Below are 22337 nucleotides of genomic sequence, written 5' to 3'. Positions count from 1 at the left end.
TAATTTTAACTTCGCATTTACCTATTTTGCATTGCGATTTATGTCTCAACACCGTATGTCTGACGTGCCAGCGATTGATAACACCTCCCCTATTCTTTACGGTGCTTTTGCACCAGAACTGATACGCCAAGAAACATTGGCAGACCTGCTAGAAGCCACCGCTCTCGCCCACCCCGATAAGACTGCTCTGATTTTTGCGAAGGTGGCACTGAGTTATCGCGCTTTAAACGAGCGAGCCGATCTGGTTGCGTCGCACCTGATCACGGCAGGCGTCCGGCCGGGACACATTCTTGGCTTATGGCTACCGCGTGGTATTGATTTATTAGTCATGCAAGCAGGCATCGCCAAAGCCGGAGCTGCCTGGCTACCGTTTGATGCCGATGTGCCCGTTGACAGAATTGCTGTTTGTCTGGATGACGCGCAGGCATTTGGAATACTGACGACAGATGCTCTCGCATCTCAGCTACGTTCGACTACCTCAACTACATCAACAGCACACCAGCTACCACCTGCTTGCCATATCTGGACTGCAACGCAGTTGATGACGGCCATCGACGTACCTCTTCTGCGACGCCAAGCGACTGCTCCAACCGATCCGGCCTATGTGATCTACACTTCGGGTTCTACAGGTAAGCCAAAAGGGATTGCGATTACCCAAGGCAGCATTTGCCATTTCTTGCGGAGTGAAAATCAGGTTTTAGGCATCACCAGCGCAGACAAGGTGTATCAAGGATTTTCAGTCGCGTTTGATATGTCATTTGAAGAAATCTGGATCAGCTATCTGGTCGGTGCGACTTTATGGATAGCGCCGAAAGAAATCGCAGTCGATCCGGATGCATTACCAATGGCCTTGATCGCAAATCAGGTCACTGTTTTGCATGCAGTACCGACTTTGCTGGCACTATTTAATGAGGATGTGCCTAGCCTGCGCCTGATCAATCTGGGTGGTGAAATGTGTCCGGAAAGCCTGGTTGCCAAGTGGAGCAAGCCCGGCCGCCAGATGTTTAACACCTATGGCCCGACAGAAGCAACGGTATCCGCCAGTCTGGCAGTATTACAGCCAGATATGCCAGTGACGATTGGTCACCCGCTACCCAATTACGGTCTGCTGGTGATTGATGCGGATGTGGAAAAAGGCTTGCGGCTATTAGCCCGTGGCGAAACCGGGGAGCTATGTATTTTTGGCCCAGGCGTATCTGATGGTTATCTGGGGCGACCTGATCTGACGGCAGAAAAATTCATCGCCAATCCTTGGTCTGCTCCATCGAACAGTCTCAATGATCAGCGGCTATACCGAACGGGTGATCTGGCACGTATTGCGGAAGATGGCTCGGTCCAATGTCTGGGACGTGCCGATGATCAGGTCAAAATTCGTGGTTTTCGGGTTGAGTTGGGTGAGATAGAAGCCGTACTGGCGCAGCAAGCGGGTGTTGGTACCGTCGCGGTTATTTTGCGATCAGAGCAAGGCGTTGATCAGCTGATCGCTTTTATTGTGAGCGAATCTTCCCATGTCATCAAACCAAGCGACTTACGACAAGCCCTGTTGACAAGTTTACCTGCTTATATGGTACCAAGCCGTTATGAATTTTTGAGCGAAATGCCAAGGCTCACTTCAGGCAAGATCGACAGAAAGACACTGAAAGCACAGGCGCTTTCAGAAACGGTGAGCACGGAAGAATCCGATCTTCCAGAAACTCCGGCGGAAGAAATTTTATTTGTGGCCTTAAATAAACTTTTGCCCGGACAAGCAATCCGCAGAAGCGCCGATTTTTTCTCCGATCTGGGTGGTCACTCCTTGCTGGCAGCACGTCTGGTGTCGATGCTGCGAGCAGACGCCCGATATGCCTATTTCAAAATCAGTGACATCTATCAATCACGGCTGGTCGGGACAATTGCTGGCGTCATGACTGCCGGCGCGATTACCTCAGAAAGTATTCACACCACGTGGGAGCAGCCATCCGACGTCAAGCGTTGGATATGTGGTGCTGCTCAGGCGGTCATGATTCCCTTTTTGGTGGCCATGCGCATGATGCAGTGGTTAGCGCCTTTCTTCGCTTATCACTTTTTTACTGGCGATCCCGACGACTCGATTATTCGTGCAACCTTTTTATCCGTGGGTGTTTTTTTATTGCTGACCCTGTTTGAGTTTGTAATCGCGATCGCAGGCAAATGGCTGATCGTGGGGCGACTTAAAGCAGGCAATTATCCGTTGTGGGGTGTGACATATTATCGCTGGTGGCTGGCGGACCGGCTGGTAGAAGCAGCACCGACCTACATGCTGAGTGGATCGTCGATGTATGCCTGGTGGTTGCGGGCCTTGGGTGCAAAGATCGGTAAGGATGTGAACATCGGCTCGATCACCTTACGCTCACCTGATTTATTGCAGATTGGCGATGGCGCTAGCATTGGCAATGCCTGTAATTTTGAAAATGCCCGTGTTGAACGCGGCCTGCTGCGCTTAGGTAAGATCACGCTGGGCAACGAAGCCTATGTCGGCTCATATTCGGTTCTGGAAGGCGGTACTGCGCTTGGCAATTTCGCCCATCTGGAAGGTCAGTCTGCACTGAGCGAAGGTCAATCTATTCCCGATGACAGAATCTGGCGCGGATCGCCTGCGGCTGATGTGGGTGTATTTGATCCTTCATCGCGTCCGGCGCGACCAGTAGTATCTGAATTACGATTTTTTACCGAGGCGGTATTTTTTATCTTTGGTAGCTTGTTGATTACCGCGCTCTTTTTCTTACCGGTGTTCCCTAGCTTTATTACGATCGACTGGTTTGACAATCTGGATAGTTTGCCTTGGTTGCAAAGTAATAATATGTTTTTCCAGCTGACCAAGTATTTCATCCTCGCCTTCCCCGCTACGGCGATCTTGATTGTCTGTACCGCGCTGTTATCGGCAGGCATACGCTGGAGTATTTTGCCGAAATTAAAAGCGGGTAGCTACCAGGTGCATGGCAATACCTATTGCGGCAAATGGCTGGTCAATCAGATTCAGGAATCAAGTCTGAATGTTTTGCACGGCGTATATGCTACGGTGTATGCACCTTACTGGTACCGGCTATTGGGCGCAAAAGTGGGACGTGGCGCAGAGATTTCAACCGCCTTAGGCGTAGTCCCGGATATGCTGACACTGGGGGACGACACCTTTATTGCTGATGCAGTTTTATTAGGTGATGAAGAAATTGATGGCGGCTGGATGAGCATGCAGCCAACAGTAATTTCCCGCCGCAGCTTTGTCGGTAATGGTGCGTATATTCCTGATGGCACGATCTTGCCTGAAAACGTTCTGATCGGTGTCCACACCAGCGCGCCGCGCAATGATCAAATGCATGAGGGTGATACCTGGTTAGGTTCGCCGCCGATGCATTTGCCGGCGCGGGAAGAAGTCAAAGGGTTTCCCGAAGAACTCACCTTCCGCCCATCAGCAATGCGTCGTCTTGGTCGCGGTCTGATTGAAGCATTCCGGATTATTTCGCCTCATGCCATGGTGATTTCTGTTGGCTACACCATTGTGCTCAATCTGATGCCATTGGCCGGTGATGACCGCTGGGGCGATGTCGCCTATTATTTATCGATTGCCGGACTTTGGTATGGCGTAGGCAGTTTTGCCTTTGTCATGGCCTTGAAATGGCTGTTCATTTTCCGCTACAAAAAAAGCAGTATGCCAATGTGGACCTCGTTTGTCTGGCTGTCAGAAGGCATTACCAATTTGTACGAGGGGATTGCTGTCCCCAACTTCATGCGCTATTTGCGCGGCACGCCTTGGTTGCCACTGGCGTTTAATTTGTTGGGTGCCAGAATTGGTCGAGGCGTATATCTGGATACGACGGATATTACCGAGTTTGATTGCGTCAGCATCGGTGCATATAGCGAGATTAATGCACTGGCCTGCCCACAAACTCATTTGTTTGAAGACCGTGTGATGAAGATTGATGAAGTCATCATCGGTGAACGCGTCTACATGGGTGCCCGCAGCTCGGTGTTATATAGCGCCGTCGTGGGTGACGAAGCAAAACTCGGCGCGCTGACTCTGGTAATGAAGGGCGAATTTATCCCCGCCAAATCCAGCTGGCGCGGTTGCCCAGCAGCGATTGCGCAATCCTGACGAGATGAGGGCTGACGCAGACTCGGCCAATCTGATGCCGACGGCATTGGTAACTGTTGCTACAGCATCCAAGTTCGCTGTATATTCCTGGCCTGATTTATTGCCAGAAGCGGTAGAAGCATTCCATCAACACAAAAGCGTAGTTATTTCTGTAGTTACAGAGATAACTACGCTGCGTAATCAAGCCAGACTGCAAATACGCCACGCCTTGCGGGATCTGCTCTCGCAAGCCTTCTCTATCCCACAGGAACAAGTGCAAATTGCAGGATCGGCAGGACAAGCTTTAAGTATCCGTATTAATTCCAGCGACACAGACAAATATGCCCATGAACAAGAGATCGCGCTAGGCGTGTCGATCAGTCATGAGCCGGGTTTATCTATTGCGGCGATCAGTTTTCAAAAAAATATCGGCATTGATCTGATGCGGGTCGATTTGTCCCTGGATTGGCGGGATGTAACACAACTTTATTTAGGCAATGAGGTCTATAAGAAAATTGCAGGACAAACAGCTCAGCATCATCTGCTGATGTTTGCACAAGAATGGACTATGCAAGAGGCTAGACTGAAGTCCCAAGGATTGGCTTTATCAGAATGGCATCCTGATCTGGCAGCACGTTTAAAAAAATGCAGAACGATATTATTAGATTTGCCATCCGGCTATGTGGGTGCCATCGCCTTTTAAAAACGGTAAAAATAGTTAAACCCAGATTTTCCATTAGACCGCTACCACTTCGCAAAAAACGCGGACGGCGTGCGGTCTTCAGAGGGATAGCACCACCGCGATTCGAGTGGGAACGCTACAGCGACAATTGCACCTTTGGCGAACTGCCTGGCGTTGTTCCAATGGAAAATCTGGGTTAAAGCCTGAAATCGTTCAGACGCACATCAGAACTTAAAAATGGCTACAACTTATTGACCAGATATCGTCTGGATAAGAACTGGAATTTATTGGGTAAGAGATCTAAGCTTAACGCTAAGTGACCTATGCAGCATCAAAACACATGTTGCAATATGAATGGCTTGGCAGAATTAATATACTCCCCTATTAATTCTTTAAAATATAGCTTAACGTCCAATAATTTATTGGACGTTAAAAACATACTCACCATCAGTATAAATAATAGCTTGGCTTGATAAAAGCCAGAATGGAGATCATGATGATAGCCCCACGCTTATTAAAGATGCTTGGCCTACTACTCGCCGTACTCAGTTTATCTTCCTGTGTAAGCTGGGGCGTTGGAACAATTAAGACCGGTCAAACCGAGGCAGAAGTCATCGCACAATTGGGTCAGCCAACACATATCTACCAGGATGGTGATCAGCATTTACTGGAATACATGCGCGGTAGGATGGAACAGGCAACACACATGGCGCGTATCGGCTCTGATGGTAAGCTGATCTCTTATGAGCAGGTATTAAGTCTGCAAAAATTTGCTCAAATCAAAGTAGGACAATCCGACAAAGCCAGCGTACTAAAAATCATCGGAGCACCGAGCGAAACTGGCTTTTTCCCACGAGTACAACTAGAAACCTGGTCATATCCCTACAAAGAAAGCGGTGTGTGGGATTCGCTAATGTCTGTGTATTTTGATCAAGCCGGGATTGTGAGCAAGTTGGAAAACGGACCCGATCCCTTGCGCGACCCTAGCGAACGTCGATCCCGCCATTAACCTGGAAACGGTCGTTGACCGCTTGTCAGTATAAATAAGTAGTTGATTCAATTGACTCATGTCAGTGTTTTCACCGTCACCGTTCTGATAAGAGCGCTACCAATCTGATTGCATACTTTTTCGGCTTCCCAACTGCATTGCTCCTAGTTGAAACATGAAGGTTGCGTCTCGCCTTGCTGGGAAAAACCGAAAAAAATGCACACTCAGACTCGCCCAACTGCCGTTTCTAGGTTTAATCCAACGATCAGAAGCAAGGGCAGAAACATACACCCGTGACTTGTGATCACCTGCCGACTACCATCTTGCTTTAGAGAAGATGATCAACCACTTGCGGAACAACAATAGTTCCAGATGTCCCGCCTCTATCCCTGTCGAAAAATCCATCAACGGATTGACGTGGTAATAACGTTTGCGGAAATCACGACAGACAAAAATTTCACGGCTACCCAATCGCATCAAAAATGATGTTGGGGCGAGTTGCAAGCTAAATTGTCCGTCAAAGGAATTATCAAGGTGTGCCATATTGAACCGTCTCCAAATCAGTAAATGAATAAAAAGTGGTAATAAGTTTGTTGAATAAAAAAAGCGATAGAGCTAAAGCGATACGACAAAACATACTTTAGCACAAAATACTGTATATGCAATCAGTATTTTATTTATTTCCTTATTTCGCTAAGTGATTGAAAAATAGATGATTTAAATATTATACTGAATATACGTACAGTATTTATTTGGACTTATAAAAAATTATCCCGGCAAGACGCAGCGACGAAAGCAGTACTTTAAGTACGCTTAAGCGCGGCAACACAACTGAGGCAGTTTTGCGTAAGTCCTATCTATTAAAGTGTTTATTTCAATATCTATGTCTTCCCTCACCCCAGATCAAATTCATCCCTCTTTGTGGCGTGCATCGCAGTTGGCGCGTAGCCATGTCGCTTGTGTAGAAAGCAGTTTTCCAGCGCTGTCGGCAGAATTACCCGGTGGTGGATGGCCGCGAAGTTGTTTGATTGAGTTACTGCTCCAGCATCACGGTAGTGCTGAATTGAGCTTATTGCATCCTGTTTTGTCCAGACTTGCCAGACAAGATGGAGGCTCGATTGTATTCATACAGCCGCCTTATGCGCCGCAATTGTTAGCCTTAAATGCATTTGGCATACCGCTTTCACAATGTGTATGGATACGGAGTAAAAAACAAGCCGATGCTCTGTGGGCGGCAGAACAGGTTTTACGTAGTGGCAGTTGCGCTGCCTTGTAATTGTGGCAAACGCAGATCCGTTCAGAAGCCTTACGTCGTCTGCATCTTGCGGCTCAAGGTGGGGAAACAGTTTTTTTCATGATGCGACCAAGCACTTGTGCCGACTCACCCTCACCTGCGCCATTACGCCTGCAAGTCGCCCCTACCTTAGAAGGCGTACAAATTCAATTGATCAAAAGACGCGGCATCCGGCGAGAACAGCCGTTGTTTCTGACGATGCCTTCATTTTTATTGCCTAACTTAGCAAGCCCCTCTCATTCACCTGTTTTGTCTACCGGATTGATCAATGACACGCCTTTGGATCGCCCTGCACTTGCCACTGTTGCAGCTAGAAATTTTTCGTCCGAACTGGTTAACTGAGCAGGCTACAGTCGTGCTGGAGCAAAACCGGATCACCTGCGCATCCGCTCTGGCACGCCAGTCCGGTGCACAGATTGGCATGCGTAAAGCAGGTTTGCAAATGTTGCTGCCATCCGCGTTGTTCTATCAGCGCCAGCCAGCACTGGAAACACGCACCCTACAACAAGTGGCGATGGCATTATTAAACTACACGCCGCAAGTAGCTTATGCCGGACATGATTGTTTGTTGATGGATATCGGAGCGAGCTTGCGGCTGTTTGGTGGCATCCGCGCCTTATGTCGCCGGATTAAAGAAACCATGCGCGTGATGGGAATGACCATCACACTCAGTTGCGCACCAACCGCGATGGGTGCATGGCTGCTTGCACGTAATGCTGCTAGCACTGCCGACAAGCTCAACATGCATTCCAGTAAAAGTAGACGGCAACGACCTCCGGCAACAAGAATTTTAAAATTGAACAAGCTAGTGCAAAGTCTGGATAGTCTGCCTGTGCATCTGCTCCCCGCTGCGACTCCTTGGCTGGACTGGCTGCGCGGCATTGCCTGTGATCACTTGGGGACGCTACAAAAACTGCCGCGCGCCGGATTGAAACGTCGTTGCGGCAAACAGATTCTCGATGTACTAGACCAAGCCTATGGTGAACAAGTCGAGCTATTCGAGTGGATCGCAATTCCGCCTCAGTTCAAAGTCCGTATTGACATGCCCGACCGGATAGAACATGCAGAAATGGTCCTGGCTTTTATTCGTAGTCTGCTAACACAATTGATGGGATGGCTGACGGCAAAGCAACTCGCAGTATCGCAAGTCGATTTACAACTAGAACATGAACGTGGCCGGCAAGCTATTGCGCCCACTCTGTTAAGTATTCTGTTAGCCGAACCAGTCTGGCGCGAAGATCACCTGGTACGCTTACTCAAAGAACGTCTGGCACAAGTGAAGCTTGAGGCGCCCGTCATCGCCGTCAGCTTGGATGCCAGCCAGGTTCAAGCAATGCATGTCCCCAATGCGACACTGTTCCCGGAACCCAAAGCCTACGCCGAAAATCACCATCGCTTACTGGAATTGCTGGTAGCACGTTTGGGTGACAATCAGGTTTTGCAGGCCGCACCACGAGCCGATCACCGGCCTGAAATAGCAAATCACTGGACATCGGTGATTCACCAGCAGGCAACAGAAAAGCAATGTCAACAACAGCAACCACCCCTACAGGCATCCCGCCCTATGTGGCTATTAGAAAAAGCGATCGCTATCGAAATACGGCAACACAGACCTTATTACCAGGCGCCACTCAAACTACTGACAAGTGCAGAAAGAATAGAAGCTGGCTGGTGGAATGGGCAGTTAGTAACACGTGATTACTTCGTAGCAGAAAATCCAGCGCATGTACGCTATTGGATTTATCGAGAACGGCTGGGTGAACGGCAAAATGAGCAAACTGATACCAATGCCAGCTGGTTTGTACATGGTGTCTTTGGCTGATCCATCATGACAAATCCACCCTTATTGCCGCCAACATCACCTCCAGTGTCTACGCAATTATCACTGCCTTATGCACTACCGGAATATGCCGAGCTGTTTTGTCAGTCCAACTTCAGTTTTCTACAGGGTGCTTCCCATGCAGAAGAGTTGGCAACACGCGCTGCACAACTCAATTATTCCGCTTTAGCAGTCACGGATGAATGCTCATTAGCCGGTGTTGTACGCGCACATGTCGCGGCGAAAAAAACCACGCTGCCTCTGATTGTCGGTAGTTATTTCAAACTCTCTGGCACGGTTGAGCTTCCTGATTTTTTGATGAAAAGCGCTGCTAACAATCCTACGACGATTCAGGCTGAGTTCCAAACGGACACTCAAACGCACAAGCAGGAATCTATGCCACCGCCTTCCCTGATAGCTCTGGCAAAAAATCGGCAAGGTTATGGCAATTTATCTGAACTCATCACACTGGCAAGAACGCGTACTACCAAGGGCAGTTATCTGATAACCCCAGAGGATTTTAGTCATCCTCCGATCGACTATGCACATCTGAAAGGTCTCCCCGATTGTCTGCTGATTCTGGTTCCAGACTATCCCGCCGACTCAGCTATTCTGACAAAACAACTGCTCTGGATGAAGACACATTTCCCTCAACGCGCCTGGATTAGTCTGACTTTGCTCTATCAGGCGATGGACGAGCAACATCGTAAAACAATCGTCGCTCTCGCCAATCAATATGGCGTCCCTGTAGTAGCAACTGGCAATATCTGTATGCATGTGCGCTCACGTAAGCCACTGCAAGATGTGCTAACCGCGATCCGGCTTAAACGCTCGGTTGCAGAATGTGGTTATGATCTGGCGCCCAACGCAGAACAGCATTTACGTTCACGACTACGTCTGGCAAATATTTATCCAGCAACGGCATTAGCAGAAACGATCCAAATCGCCTCACTCTGCCAATTCTCCTTAGATGAATTGCGTTATGAATATCCCGATGAATTAGTCCCCAAAGGCTACACACCTGCGGCCTATCTAAAACAAGAAGTAGCGTATGGAGCAGCACAGCGCTTTCCCAACGGGATCTCAAAAAAGGTCGCAGATCGTATCGACTATGAGCTTCATCTGATTAACGACCTCGCCTATGAGCCTTATTTTTTAACTGTCTACGATATCGTTAAATATGCGCGCTCAATTGGCATCTTATGCCAGGGTCGTGGTTCAGCAGCAAATTCTGTCGTCTGCTATTGCCTGCATATTACGGAAGTCGATCCTGAAAGCAGCACCATGTTGTTTGAGCGTTTTCTTTCAAAGGAAAGAAATGAACCGCCTGATATTGATGTCGATTTTGAGCATCAGCGACGTGAAGAGGTGATCCAATACATCTATAACAAATATGGTAGAAACCGCGCCGCTTTAGCTGCAGCAGTACATACATTTCGATCCCGTGGTGCACTGCGCGATGTTGGTAAGGCTTTAGGAGTAGATTTGGAGCTAGTAGATACCGTCGCCAAATCACATCGCTGGTTTGATAGCAAACAGGATCTGCTCTTACGTTTTGCTGAAAGCGGACTTGATCCTGAAGGCGCACTGGCACAGCAATGGGCAAGCCTGGCCAGCCAACTACGTGGCTTTCCACGCCATCTATCGCAGCATACCGGTGGCTTCGTCATTGCACGTGACAAATTATCGCGGCTAGTTCCTATAGAAAACGCCTCCATGAAAGACCGTTGCGTGATTGAATGGGATAAAGATGATTTGGAATCTTTAGGTCTGCTCAAAGTGGATGTATTAGCTTTAGGCATGCTCTCTGCATTAAAAAGAGCGTTGGCTTTAATGGCGACATTACCCGGCAGACCATCACGCTTGCAGGATATTCCACGTGAAGATCCGCTCACATATCAAATGATTTGTAAGGCCGATACGATAGGCGTATTCCAAATTGAGTCGCGGGCACAAATGAGCATGCTGCCGCGTCTGCGGCCCAAAGAATTTTACGATCTTGTGGTGCAAGTCGCGATTGTGCGACCCGGTCCGATTCAAGGCGGCATGGTACATCCCTATTTGCAACGCCGACAAAATAAAGAAGCAGTCACTTATCCCAATGAAGAAATCCGAGAGGCATTAGGACGTACTTTAGGCATCCCGATTTTTCAGGAACAAGTCATGCAAATCGCCGTGATCGCGGCTGAATTTTCTCCAGGTGAGGCTGATGAATTACGCCGTGCCATGGCAGCATGGAAGCGTAAAGGGGGGTTGGATCATTATCACGATCGTATCGTCAACACGATGATCAGGCGCGGTTATAAAGCGGAGTTTGCGGAGGGTATTTTTCAAGAAATGTTGGGTTTTGGTGAATACGGCTTTCCAGAAAGTCACTCCACAAGCTTCGCCTTATTAGCCTATGCCAGTAGCTGGATAAAGTGTCATGAGCCAGCGGTATTTTTATGCGCCTTGTTAAACTCCCAGCCTATGGGATTTTATTCTCCATCACAATTAATCCAGGATGCTAAGCGACATCAAGTCGTCGTGTTGAACATCGATATTCGCTTCAGCGAATGGAACTCCAGCTTAGAAAAAAATGATGGCAAGCATCCAGCAGTAAGGCTGGGTATGTCACTACTATCGGGCTTATCGGAGCAAACAGCAGAGCGCATTACACAAGCACGTAAGCAACTCGCTTTTAGTGATATTAACGACCTGGCACGCCGCGCTCAATTATCTCGCCATGATCTGCAAGTCCTGGCAGCAGGCAATACCTTAGTTGCCTTGGCAGGCCACAGACGTCAGGCGCTATGGCAAGCCATAGGTGCCGTAGCGGATAAAGATTTACTTCGTGTCGTCAGCGTACAAGAACAAATACCTATCCTGACAACGCCAACAGAAGGACAAGAAATCGCCAGTGATTATCACGCCATGGGTTTGACATTACAACGCCATCCAGTTGCCCTCATCCGCCCACAATTACTAGCCAAACGATTTTTGCCAGCAGAGATGCTTAATACATTTCAGCAAGGTCAATTTGCCCGTGGTTGCGGTATCGTCACAGTACGTCAACGTCCCGGCACTGCCAATGGCGTGTTATTTATCACGATAGAAGATGAGACCGGCCCAGTGAATGTCATCATCTGGCCAAGTCTGGTAGAGCAACAGCGGCAAGAAGTCTTAAATGCGCCATTACTTGGCGTGTATGGCATCTGGCAATGCGAAGGTGATGTACGTCATCTGATCGCAAAACGTTTGGTGGATATGTCGTATCTATTAGGTACTTTACAAACTGGCAGCAGAGATTTTTGTTAAAGAGCTTACGCAAAAATACCCCAGCTATGTTGCTGCGCCTAGCCGTACTAGAGTACTGTCGTCGTCGCTACACCCTGCTTGAACATTTTTGCGTAAGTCCTTGTTTATTATCACGATGATAAAAATACCAACACCGGCATTATTCATCAAGTACATGATGTTCATACATTTTATTTATTGGAGTTATGTGTAGCGACACCTATACTGCACTGCAGCATATTCTTACCTGTACGTCATCCTAAACATGCTTTTATGCGTACGTCTACTCGTATAAATTAGTTTTAAGTTCCATCCCAGAGTTCCATCAGATCAAAGTAACTGGAGGTCGTATGCCTGACACTTACCTCACATGGTGGACTACTCCAAACTCAACCATCCTTTGCGCGTTCCACTTTCAGCAGAAATCCATTCCCGCCCTTTTCTGCAATTAGAAACACCAGAAAACTTAACGCATTTTGCTCTCTACATCGAACCTGCACATGCGACCAATCTCAACCCTCGCGCACAGCAACATCGAATCTTGCAAGAGCTTTGTCTGCACTACGGCGTGCCCGGTCCCCATTCACAAGCGAGGTATTTCTTTCATGACTTCGGACGCTTTCGATTGAAATGGGAATTTCATACCGAATTTGCCACTTATACCTTTGTCGAACGACGAACCGACCGGATTGATTGGCAACAAGCGTTTCAACATTTACCACTGCGGCATGTGCCGCAAGAATGGCTGGCCGGACTACAAGGAAAAATCATCGTCGCAGCGCATGTCGTCCTGAATAAAAGCTTACTGCGTGCCGCAACAGAAATAAGCGATATGCGCTATGTCTTTGAAGGTGATATGTTAGTCGGCAGCCACGCAGGCAACGGCGGCGTAGTCTGGACAGATTTTCTGATTCAACCAGATGGCTTCAGTCGTTTTGTCGTCCACGATATTGACCTGAAAGAATTTCAGGCCGGACGCTTAATCGGACGTTTACTGGAAATTGAAACCTATCGCACTATGGCACTGCTGGCACTGCCACAAGCAGAAGCCACACAACCCCAACTCACCGCGATAGAAAAAGATCTAGCTACACTCATCGTCGCTATGGAACAAAGTGATCAGGATATAAACAGTAACCGATCACCAGACGACAATGGCTATGCAGAAGAAAATCTCTTACGCAGAATAACCGGCATCGCCGCACGAATAGAAAAGTTATCCGTCAATAATGGCTACCGCTTTTCTGCCTCACAAGCGTATTTCAACCTGGTGCAATCACGCATACAAGAGCTACGGGAGGGACGCATAGAAGGCATCCCTATGCTCGCCGAATTTATGGGAAGGCGCCTGACCCCAGCGATGAATACCTGCACCTCAGTCACCCAACGCCAGGAAACCTTAGCAACACGCATTGCACGCAGTAACGACCTGCTACGCACCCGCGTCAGCATAGAACAAGAAAGACAAAACTCGCAAATCCTGAACTCACTCAATGCCCGCTCAGCTCAACAATTACGAGTACCACAAGCGGTAGAAGGATTATCAGTCGTCGCCCTCAGCTATTATCTTATCGGCTTAATCGGCTACATCAGCAAAGCACTCAAAGCCGCCAATCTACCAATCAACCCCGACATCCTCAACGGCGTCATGGCACCAGTAGTCGCCTTCGGCGTCTGGCACGGCATCAGTAAGCTTCACAAAAAATTAAAGTCATCTAATAACTAATCGTCGACTCCATTCAACTTTGTATTTTTACGGAACCTTAGTTCTTTGGGGAGAAGTTATTATTTTTAAATTGATTGAAGTCAAGTCTTGTCTATTGTGTTCAATCTAAAGCGATACATATGGAAAAAGAGGAACTTTCAGCTAATCAAATGACAACACTAATTTAGTCGGAAAAATCTTGTTTTTCCAATAGAAATGTCGCTAGTAGTTTAAGCTCTTCTTTGCTCCAAAGATAATAAAACTTACCTTCCTTTTTATCATTTTTACTACCAGTGATAACAAATAGTCGGCTATTTTCTTTGTATTCCAAACGCTCTTCATCATTACCCATCACTCCAGCAACATACTCAACCCCAGGTAAAGTATAGGTTTTTCCTGTGAGCTTATTAATGATCGCAAAACCTCTGCAATCAGTACCACAACCCCAAGTAACAACACGATAATACCCTGCAAAGTTAACAGGCTGCTCCATCGCTGTTGTAATAGCAGTCTTGTATTGTTTTGCAAGTCTCGTAGATAGGATCGGCTTTTTAACTACGCTAACTTGTTCAACACTAACGGGATAATCTTCAAATCTAAATACTTGCTTGGTACCTGAGATAGCCGTCTCAGTTTCCTGAGCGACCGCTAGGGTATTTATATCTATGATCGGCAAAATAATTAATATCAAGGCAGTCAGGAATTTATTCATCTTTTTCATACATTTTCTTTCCTTCATCTGATAACCAAAATCTAGTCAATCCAATTGTTTTTCCATGCGACCCTTTACCCCCTCGAAAATTATCGTAAATATATTCAGAATTAGGGCCGGATGAAATAAATTGTTTTACGGCTTGAATAGCCTCGGCTAAATCGGCACATTCTGGTTTTTTTAAATTAGGATAAGTCGCTGTCTCTGATCCGGAAAATTTGTTAGAAGATGCATATACAGATTCAAATTGGTTGGGTGCTTTACAAACTTCAGTAAACGTTTTTGCTTTTATTCTATTGGGATAACCTGCTCTATTTAATCGAAAATGTTTAACATTAAGAATTGCTTCCTTTTCTTTGGAGCGCTCAGCCTTATCTTGGACTTGAGCGGATCCCGACGATTCGGCATAAAGTACGCGGGCAACAAAATTTAAATCCTCACCAAACAAGTCCAAAGATGATGTTCTTGTCGGAGCATTTGTAATTTTAAAGCTCTGTTTTTTATCAAACCATCCAGGATCACAAATAAAAATTTCGATTCCCTTTTTATCTGATACCGGAGTAAGGTCTGCTGTTTTTTTCAATACAGGTTTACTGGTAGTCGTCATTTAGTTAACTCCTCTATCGCACCACCCAACCTTGAAAATACTAAAATGGAAATCAAGCTTTCAGAATTTTTTCTCATACCTTGAAAGTTTAAATTGTCTCCAACTTTTTCAGATACTCCACAAGTAAGGGAAATCATCGGATAGGCGCCTAACCAATTTTGCTTAGGCTGAGAGATATCAATTGAAATTTGACGATCCTTGAAAAACTTAAGTGGTATCTCAAACTGCTCAAACATTAGTTCATCTGAAGAACCGTTAAGTTGTCGTAGATATTTCCTCATATCGTCAGGATTACCACAATGTTGTAATACATGTCTGTTGAATCGATCGGACGTAATATCATCCCGACCAAATTGTGGTAATGCCTGATATTCGACAACAGAAACCATATTCGATTTTGGAAGCAAGTTATTGGCCCAAGAGTAGGACACATATCCCTGCCATGCCTTTAGCCGAAAACCTTGCTGGTTAGTCACTAAAGCTAATTTTTTTTCACTAACGTCTAAGTCAGGCAATGGACTTATTCCAGCTCTAGACAATTCATTAGTGATATCTTTTCCAAGAAAAAATCCACGCCTATAAGCTATTGGGGTAATTGCTTTCCCGTCTGAGATGATTTTGATGTCACTAAAAGTCTTATCTGCATGTTCCTCAGCAACTCCAAGTTGCTCAAAAAATGGTGTGTATGCGAAAAATCCAAGTCTTTTTTTTATACTCGTCTCATTTACTAAAGTAGTTTTGATCTCTACATGTCTTCCATTTACTTTGAGTGCCACTTTTTGAATACTTCCATCATCAGCATATACAGCGACCGTGATTGGGACAGCATCCTCTTCTTCATAAGCGTATGTAGAATTAAACACGTTTGAAAAAAGTACTATAAAAAATGGAGCGAATCTAAAAATTTTCATTATTTGCAGTCTCCAGCGCTTGGCAAAACAAAGTATCTATAAACACGATAAGGATCTCCACGAAACGTTTCAATATTGTACGGACCATATGGGGTGCCAGCGGGGCTGCTGAGTTGCAGGTGGGGTTCGCTGTAGGCGGTGACTTTGCCTTGGCCGCCGTTGTTTGCGTTACTATCGCTACTGCCCTCCGTCGCTTGAAGAACTTTGAGGGTGTTGGCTTGTTGTTGGATGGCGGGGAGTTTTTCCGGTGCGGGTTCGTCTTGTTGTTTGTCATCCTTGAGCTTGGCGTTGTGCTGCTGCGCGGTCTGGGCGAGGCTTTGTTGCAGGGTGTGGCTGCTATCTAGCTGAGCTTGGGCTTCTTTGCAGTCGAGCTGGCTGCCGCTGGCGTTGGTTCTGGCGTCGGCGCTGATCAGCAGACCTTGCCCTGCTCTGACGGCTACGCTGTGCTGGGTCTTGAGCTCTGCTCCGAAGCCGACTTTGCCTAGCCGTTGGTTGTCGGTCTGGTGACGCAGATGTCCGAGGTTGAGTTCGCTGCTGCCTTCATGAGGATTGGCGTGACTTTGCAGGCTGGTTCTGCTCTCATTGGGGCTGTCGTCGAAGACGAGCTGGTTATAGCTGCCTGTGCCTTGTTGGCTGGCGCTCATGGCTTGGGTTTTAATGCCGGAGAGTGCTGCCGGGTGGGCGTGACCATTACTACCGTCGTCAGTTTGTCCAGGGAACCAGGCGGGGGCGTTGCCGGTGGCGCTGCCTGTGCCTTGGGCTTGTTGGTTGTATTGGGCGTCGGCCTGGCCTTGGCCGTTATAAAGCGTGCCGATCACTAGTGGGCGGTCAATATCGCCTTCAATAAAATCAATCAGGACTTCTTGTCCAATCCGGGGGATGGTGTGACTGCCCCAGTTGGCGCCAGCGACGGGGGCGAGCGTGGCGGCGACTCTGACCCAGGTACCTGAGTGGTCATTGGCGGGGGCGCCGGTGTGTCCGTCGGGATTGGGGTGCTGGAGTCGGCTGTGACTGTTGCTTCCATTACTACCGCCACGCATCCAGTGAAACTGGACTTTGATGCGATGGTCACGGTCGGTATGGATAACCTCGCCTTGGGGGCCTACGACAATGGCGGTTTGCTGGCCTTGTACGGTGGGCTTGGGGTGCAGGCGTTTGCCATGGGCGTCGGTGCCTAGCGGGCGGTACGGTATTTTGCTGCGGATGGCGTCAAACCGGTTGCGGTAGAGAGCACGCTCGCCTTTTTGCTGATCTGCGTTGGTGAGATTATGGAAGAGACTTAGGGTATGGATATGGGTGTCAGTATCAGCATCTACATCGGTGTCGATATCAATATCCTGGTGTGGCAAGCCGAGACTTTGGGCGACATGGGCTTGCAGGTCGGCGCTGAGGTTGTTGTGGGCTTGGTGGACGACTCTGAGGATGACGAAGTTGCGGTCATCGTCGCTTTGGTCCCATTCAGCGGCGCTTTGTCCATTGAGGGTGAAGCGGGTTCCTGGCGATAAGGTGCGCACGGTGCCGGCGCCGATAAATAATTTGTTGTGGGCTTCTAGGGCTTGTAGCTGGTTATTGGCGATACGTTGTCCTTGGTCTCTGCTTTCGTAGCTGTAACTACCAGGGGTGTCTTGGGATACCAGTGGCATGTTGCCATCGCTGCCGTCGTTATTACCATTGGCGCTGTGCGATTGCAGAGGACGGGTGTTGATTTGCCGGTAGTCCCAGCTTTGGAGTTCGATGCCGTTGGTCTGCCAGCGACGTTGGCTGCGCCAGCGGTCGATGCTGTCACGACGCATCATCGCGCCGGGTTGGGTGTAGTCGATCTGCGCTTGAACGTTGGGCTGGAACGCGCCGTTGTGATCGGCAATCACTAACGTGTGGCTGCCTAAGGTTCCTATTTGGATTAGCAAGGCTTACAATCTACAATTACCGGGCAATTTCAATATACTCCCCCTATTATTTATTCCAAATATAGCTTATCGCCCAATCATTCTATGGACGATTAAAATATACATCGCCGGAGTATATTTTTAATATATACATGAACAGCGTTTTGGCTATCGAACTAATTTTTACCAAAAATCATTACAACAACTGTTGCTGCAAAGAGAAAATAAAAATGACGAATAAATATTTTATTTACTTAGCAAACTGAATTGTGTCTGATTTCTTAATCCAACCAACAGTCTCCTTTTTACGTCCCGGAAATTTCACGTAATACCAATCTTCCTTTTCTTCGTAAACATATGCCAAATCACCATTAACTAAAAACGTTTTTTCTATACTTCCCTCGTCTGGTAACTTATGAAAATATGTACGCTTTGAACGAATTACATAAACGCCAAGAAAATCTAACTTAGTACTTTTATCAATCTGAATTGACAACTGCTTATCCTCTTCAATAACTTTCGGTTCACCAATGAATGGCAATATCCACTCGCAATCTCCTGGTAGCGTTTTTTTGTTGAAGGTTAATTTTTCTTGCTTTAAATCGGCTGTTAATTCAGCTTTTATATCCTTTAATACTGATGTTTGATTTGCAGATTGATCAAGCGTATTTTTCACAAAAACAGTAACTACATTCTTATTTTTAACCTGTCCAAAAAATACAAATTTACACTCATCAGTCTTGCCTGGAGCCGTTCTCAAAGCAGAGACATATCCGGTTACAACATTTGTATTTGGATTAAATCCAGTAACAATAAATGGATTATCGAAAATTTCATTTTTCCCAGATGATGTTATATCCGCGGCTAATACATATTGGGGCAGTATTAAACTAACACTGCATAATATTGATTTATAGATTTCCAAACTATTCATTTTTCATACTTAAATTTTTTATAGGCGGTCTCAAGTTTTTTATCATAATAATTTTCAAGGCTTGTGATATATACATGAAAGGAACTCAACTCATATGTATAGCACCTATTTTTTAGGCTATCCGTAATGAAAAAAATCTACTGGATAACATCCTTCTTTTCAAATCGGGTCTTAAGATCTTGATAGCCAATATAGGTTGCAGATTCAACTAACCAACCCTTGGATTTACTCCAGACAAAAACATAATCCTCAACTCGAACAGATGCGAGCTGACTACATCCTTTCTCATCAAAAGCATTTTTATTTGTGTAATCACGTGTTTTAAGTTTTTTAATTTCTTGAAAAAGATTTATCTCCTGCCCTGACTCATCTTCTTGAAAAATAGATTTGTAGTTTTTCAGGAAAATATTTTTTTTTAACACAATTGGTTTTTCATCTATGCCACGCGAATCTGTAGGTGAGTATAGTTTCACCGGAAACTTATAGAACATAGCGATCTCTTCAGGCTCACCTTTAAGAGATATTCGAATAAAAGAATTCCAAGTTTGCAAGAGTGTTTTGCCATCACCAAACTTACAGTTTTCTTCTGCTAAAGCATCGAAAGAAATAAACGAAAAAATGACAATAAGTAGAAACTTCATTATTTTTTTTCTTTTGAAGTTGGCCATCTGTATGAAACTAAATGTTTCGCAGGGTTCTCGCTCGCTAAAACAGTCCATTCATTTCCCTCTTTAACTTGATCTGAATAATTGCCACTTAATAGACTAACTACGTCAACTTGCTTAAATTTCTTTTTCTTCTTTTTAATCAATTCGCCATTTTTACCTTTAACCTCGATTTCCTCTTCGCCATCTAATATATTTCTTTTCCCAAAGTTGAGAAAAAAACCCACATGATATTTGGTTGGATTGGTTGCTCTCGTAACTACAACGATTGCACCATAACGAGGCTCTTTCATTTCTTCACCCCATTCTTTCCAAGATTCCGCAGCAGCACTGTTGCTACCACGGTAACCACTTTGTTCTACACACCAATTAGCGAAAGATGAGCACCAAGCGGTTGAGTCATCCCTAGCCATATCTCTGTCTAAATTTGTTGACTGAAGATATTTAACAATATCTTCGTTATTATATTTTTTTTCTATCTCCTGCATTTTTTGATCGGCTTCTTCGCGTATAGATTCATTTTCAGCGATTTTTTGTTGCCGCTCTAAAATTTTACTGTGATCTTTACTATTTTCAGTTTTTTGCTTTTCCTTCTGAAGCTCGGATTTAGCTTTTTTTATAGCTGCGTCAGCATTATTACGCTTTTGATGCTCTGCCTTCCAATCGGGATCATTTTTTTGTGTGCCATCTTTTTCCATGCTCCTGGCACCATCTTTAATTATTTGATTAGATTTCGTTTGCTCTTTTAAAGCATAACTCATCCAAGGCGCGTCACCTGTCAGTTCAACTTTTTGCACAGCAGTCTGAGCGGCAGTAGTTACTTTATCTTTGACAGTCAGCGTCTTTGCATCCTGATTTTTTATGCTACTTGAAATAACTTGTGTTCGAATCTTTCCTTTGTTTGTCGGTATGTTTTCATCCAAAATCTTGCCGGGTAACATTGGGCGCGTATAGAGTTGCTTCATATAAGAAAATGATGTTTCGAGGACGTTTGGCCAACCTAAAAACTGCTTTAACGCAATCTGTACATCGTTAAATGTAATATCTGGATGCGGGGTTGGGGTAGACGGTTTAGCTTGTTTTGCACTGGCATCTGCTGCAGCAAAAATGTCTTTTTTGGTCGATGCTGGCTTAGGCTCTAATTTAGGTTTAGGAGGCGAGGGAATTACCTTCTTCACTTCAAGTACTGCAGGAGATCTTATCGCAGGTAACGAGCCAGCCTCTCCACTATTTAGCGAAATATTATGCTTATTTCCGTCTTCTGTAATTTCATTTTTTGCGACGGCTTCGTTATAAGCTTCATATTCAAGTCGAGGAATAAGAATCACAATTGGCTCTTGAGATTCAGATGTAATTTCAGGAATGTTACCATCGCCATCGGTCACCATTTCAATCGCACTAAGCTCCCACTTAATTGGAACAGAAGTTTCGACGGTTACATCAGTTGATAGCGGCTTTGCCTCTGCCGCAGACATAGATTGATCGTCCGTCGCGGAGATTTTTGGTAATTTATCCGGTGATGCTTCATTTGCATCGCCGCCAGAATTAGGGCCTGGACCTGCTGGTGCTGGTGCTGGTGCTGGTGATTTACTTTCAGTATCAGCCGATATCACAGCTTTTTTCTGAACAACAATCACTTTTCGACCCGCGGATGGTTTACCTAGGATATCCGTCAGTTTAATTTGCAAGCCATGTATATCGTTTAGAATTTTTTCAATACGAATCGCCTCGTCTACGACCGTCTTTGAGTCTGCATATTTAGGATTACCCTTTAATGTAGCGATAGGTAATGCTTCTTTTACTACCACGTGTCCATTAACCGTTTCACGGCGGTTAATTGCAAACTCACCGTAGTGATAGCAAAAATAGATCAGCGTTTCATAATCATCGCTCGCTGAGCCATATTTAGAAATAATTTTTCTTTTAATTTTCTCAAAATACTGCAAACCAGCCTTGATACTGGCACGTGCATCAAAACGATTGGTCTTATTTAGACCAAATGTGGTTCCAGTATCATCCTGCATCTGCGCAACACCTGACGCAGATGATCCACTATTGGCAGCATCTGGATTAAAACCAGATTCTCGCTTTGCAATTGCAATATAGTAAGCAATGTCACGATTATTGAATTGAAGCTTACGAGCTTCTTCAATAATGATATCAACGATCTTTTGTTGTATTTCAGGTGGAGCATCTCCACCTCGACGCGAATTACCTTTTAGATCTTTTTTTTGATCGATCGATTCATTGACGTGTGTATTTGGCATTATTTTTCCACGTTTTCTATTTTATTTTTCAAGTAAAAAGAATCTTCCTTCCACCAAACTTTTTCTTGGCGATCAATATATTTACGCTCACTACCGGATACGAACCATTTTCGATCATAGTGTTTCCATCTGCCATTCAAGTCCATGGTTGCATGAACCTCGCAATCATTGCAGTTACCTCCGTTGCCTAAAGAAAAATATATATACGGCTTATTATTTTTTCCGGCTACGCAAGTTAATGAGCGAACCGAATGGAATTCATTTCTTGATGGTTCCTTTTCCAGAAGATTTGATAACATAATTTTTTTATCACTATTTTCCAAAATAAGTTTTTGTTGTACACAGAAAGTATTAACCATCTCATCTACGTCATTTTGGCAATAAGAGAGAACCGTAATTTTTACTTCATTACATGCCGTTTCATTTTTAAACCATCGCATATCGTCTGCTGCAAATACATCCGAGGCAAACATTGCGAGCGGAAAAATTAGGATCAATCTGCTT

17 protein-coding genes are annotated in these 22337 nt (G+C 45.7%); 8 read left to right on the top strand and 9 right to left on the bottom strand.

Annotated elements, in window-relative coordinates:
* Positions 1-40: 40 nt before the first annotated feature.
* The 3 genes from AAKU64_RS07140 (at position 41) to bamE (ending at position 5778) form a co-directional block, all read left to right on the top strand.
* Positions 41-4108: a Pls/PosA family non-ribosomal peptide synthetase gene (locus tag AAKU64_RS07140; protein ID WP_354361923.1), complete on the top strand. Its 4068-nt coding sequence runs from the start codon at positions 41-43 to the stop codon at positions 4106-4108.
* Positions 4109-4112: 4 nt separating this feature from the next.
* The gene (locus AAKU64_RS07135; RefSeq protein WP_354332102.1) at positions 4113-4790 is read left to right on the top strand and encodes a 4'-phosphopantetheinyl transferase family protein; all 678 of its coding nucleotides are present in this window, start codon (positions 4113-4115) and stop codon (positions 4788-4790) included.
* 475 nt (positions 4791-5265) lie between these two features.
* On the top strand, positions 5266-5778 hold the full coding sequence (gene bamE / locus AAKU64_RS07130; protein ID WP_354361922.1) for an outer membrane protein assembly factor BamE domain-containing protein: 513 nt from the start codon (positions 5266-5268) through the stop codon (positions 5776-5778).
* 294 nt (positions 5779-6072) lie between these two features.
* Here bamE and AAKU64_RS07125 read toward each other — a convergent pair whose 3' ends face one another.
* The gene (locus AAKU64_RS07125) at positions 6073-6300 is read right to left on the bottom strand and encodes a hypothetical protein (protein ID WP_322118420.1); all 228 of its coding nucleotides are present in this window, start codon (positions 6298-6300) and stop codon (positions 6073-6075) included.
* 340 nt (positions 6301-6640) lie between these two features.
* On the opposite strand from AAKU64_RS07125, the gene AAKU64_RS07120 reads away from it, so the two are divergent.
* From AAKU64_RS07120 to AAKU64_RS07100, 5 genes are all read left to right on the top strand, one after another.
* Positions 6641-7033, top strand: coding sequence for a hypothetical protein (locus AAKU64_RS07120; protein WP_354361921.1), 393 nt, complete (start codon positions 6641-6643; stop codon positions 7031-7033).
* 78 nt (positions 7034-7111) lie between these two features.
* On the top strand, positions 7112-7393 hold the full coding sequence (locus tag AAKU64_RS07115) for a hypothetical protein (RefSeq protein ID WP_354361920.1): 282 nt from the start codon (positions 7112-7114) through the stop codon (positions 7391-7393).
* A complete protein-coding gene (locus AAKU64_RS07110; protein WP_354361919.1) occupies positions 7320-8873 on the top strand; it encodes a Y-family DNA polymerase in 1554 nt (517 codons plus the stop codon). Before AAKU64_RS07115 ends, AAKU64_RS07110 begins: the two co-directional genes overlap by 74 nt.
* 6 nt (positions 8874-8879) lie before the next feature.
* Positions 8880-12167, top strand: coding sequence for an error-prone DNA polymerase (locus AAKU64_RS07105; RefSeq protein ID WP_354361918.1), 3288 nt, complete (start codon positions 8880-8882; stop codon positions 12165-12167).
* A gap of 352 nt (positions 12168-12519) precedes the next feature.
* The gene (locus tag AAKU64_RS07100; protein ID WP_354361917.1) at positions 12520-13872 is read left to right on the top strand and encodes a DUF3422 family protein; all 1353 of its coding nucleotides are present in this window, start codon (positions 12520-12522) and stop codon (positions 13870-13872) included.
* A 163-nt stretch (positions 13873-14035) separates the two neighbouring features.
* Here the strand turns inward: AAKU64_RS07100 and AAKU64_RS07095 are convergent, their stop codons facing one another.
* The 8 genes from AAKU64_RS07095 to AAKU64_RS07060 all read right to left on the bottom strand — a co-directional run bounded on the left by AAKU64_RS07095 (position 14036) and on the right by AAKU64_RS07060 (position 22306).
* Positions 14036-14572 carry a hypothetical protein gene (locus AAKU64_RS07095; RefSeq protein ID WP_354332112.1) on the bottom strand — a complete coding sequence of 179 codons (537 nt, stop codon included), beginning with the start codon at positions 14570-14572 and terminating at the stop codon, positions 14036-14038.
* Complete coding sequence (locus AAKU64_RS07090; protein WP_354332114.1) at positions 14556-15170, bottom strand: hypothetical protein; 615 nt, start codon at positions 15168-15170, stop codon at positions 14556-14558. The genes AAKU64_RS07095 and AAKU64_RS07090 overlap by 17 nt, the downstream gene beginning before the upstream one ends.
* The gene (locus tag AAKU64_RS07085) at positions 15167-16081 is read right to left on the bottom strand and encodes a hypothetical protein (RefSeq protein WP_354332116.1); all 915 of its coding nucleotides are present in this window, start codon (positions 16079-16081) and stop codon (positions 15167-15169) included. Before AAKU64_RS07085 ends, AAKU64_RS07090 begins: the two co-directional genes overlap by 4 nt.
* Complete coding sequence (locus AAKU64_RS07080) at positions 16081-17949, bottom strand: type VI secretion system Vgr family protein (protein WP_354361953.1); 1869 nt, start codon at positions 17947-17949, stop codon at positions 16081-16083. Before AAKU64_RS07080 ends, AAKU64_RS07085 begins: the two co-directional genes overlap by 1 nt.
* 268 nt (positions 17950-18217) lie before the next feature.
* Positions 18218-18901 carry a hypothetical protein gene (locus tag AAKU64_RS07075; RefSeq protein WP_354335730.1) on the bottom strand — a complete coding sequence of 228 codons (684 nt, stop codon included), beginning with the start codon at positions 18899-18901 and terminating at the stop codon, positions 18218-18220.
* Between the two features lie 137 nt (positions 18902-19038).
* A complete protein-coding gene (locus tag AAKU64_RS07070; RefSeq protein ID WP_354335732.1) occupies positions 19039-19542 on the bottom strand; it encodes a hypothetical protein in 504 nt (167 codons plus the stop codon).
* Positions 19542-21833 carry a TIGR02594 family protein gene (locus AAKU64_RS07065; protein WP_354335734.1) on the bottom strand — a complete coding sequence of 764 codons (2292 nt, stop codon included), beginning with the start codon at positions 21831-21833 and terminating at the stop codon, positions 19542-19544. The genes AAKU64_RS07070 and AAKU64_RS07065 overlap by 1 nt, the downstream gene beginning before the upstream one ends.
* Positions 21833-22306 (bottom strand): hypothetical protein, encoded by a 474-nt coding sequence (locus AAKU64_RS07060; RefSeq protein ID WP_354361916.1) that lies wholly within the window; start codon positions 22304-22306, stop codon positions 21833-21835. Before AAKU64_RS07060 ends, AAKU64_RS07065 begins: the two co-directional genes overlap by 1 nt.
* Positions 22307-22337: the final 31 nt, after the last annotated feature.

Origin of the sequence: Undibacterium sp. GrIS 1.8, assembly GCF_040544445.1 — a bacterium.
Taxonomy (GTDB): Bacteria; Pseudomonadota; Gammaproteobacteria; order Burkholderiales; family Burkholderiaceae_D; genus Undibacterium.
The sequence above is the reverse complement of the archived record's forward strand: the minus strand, read 5'-3'. Positions and strand labels throughout refer to the sequence as shown.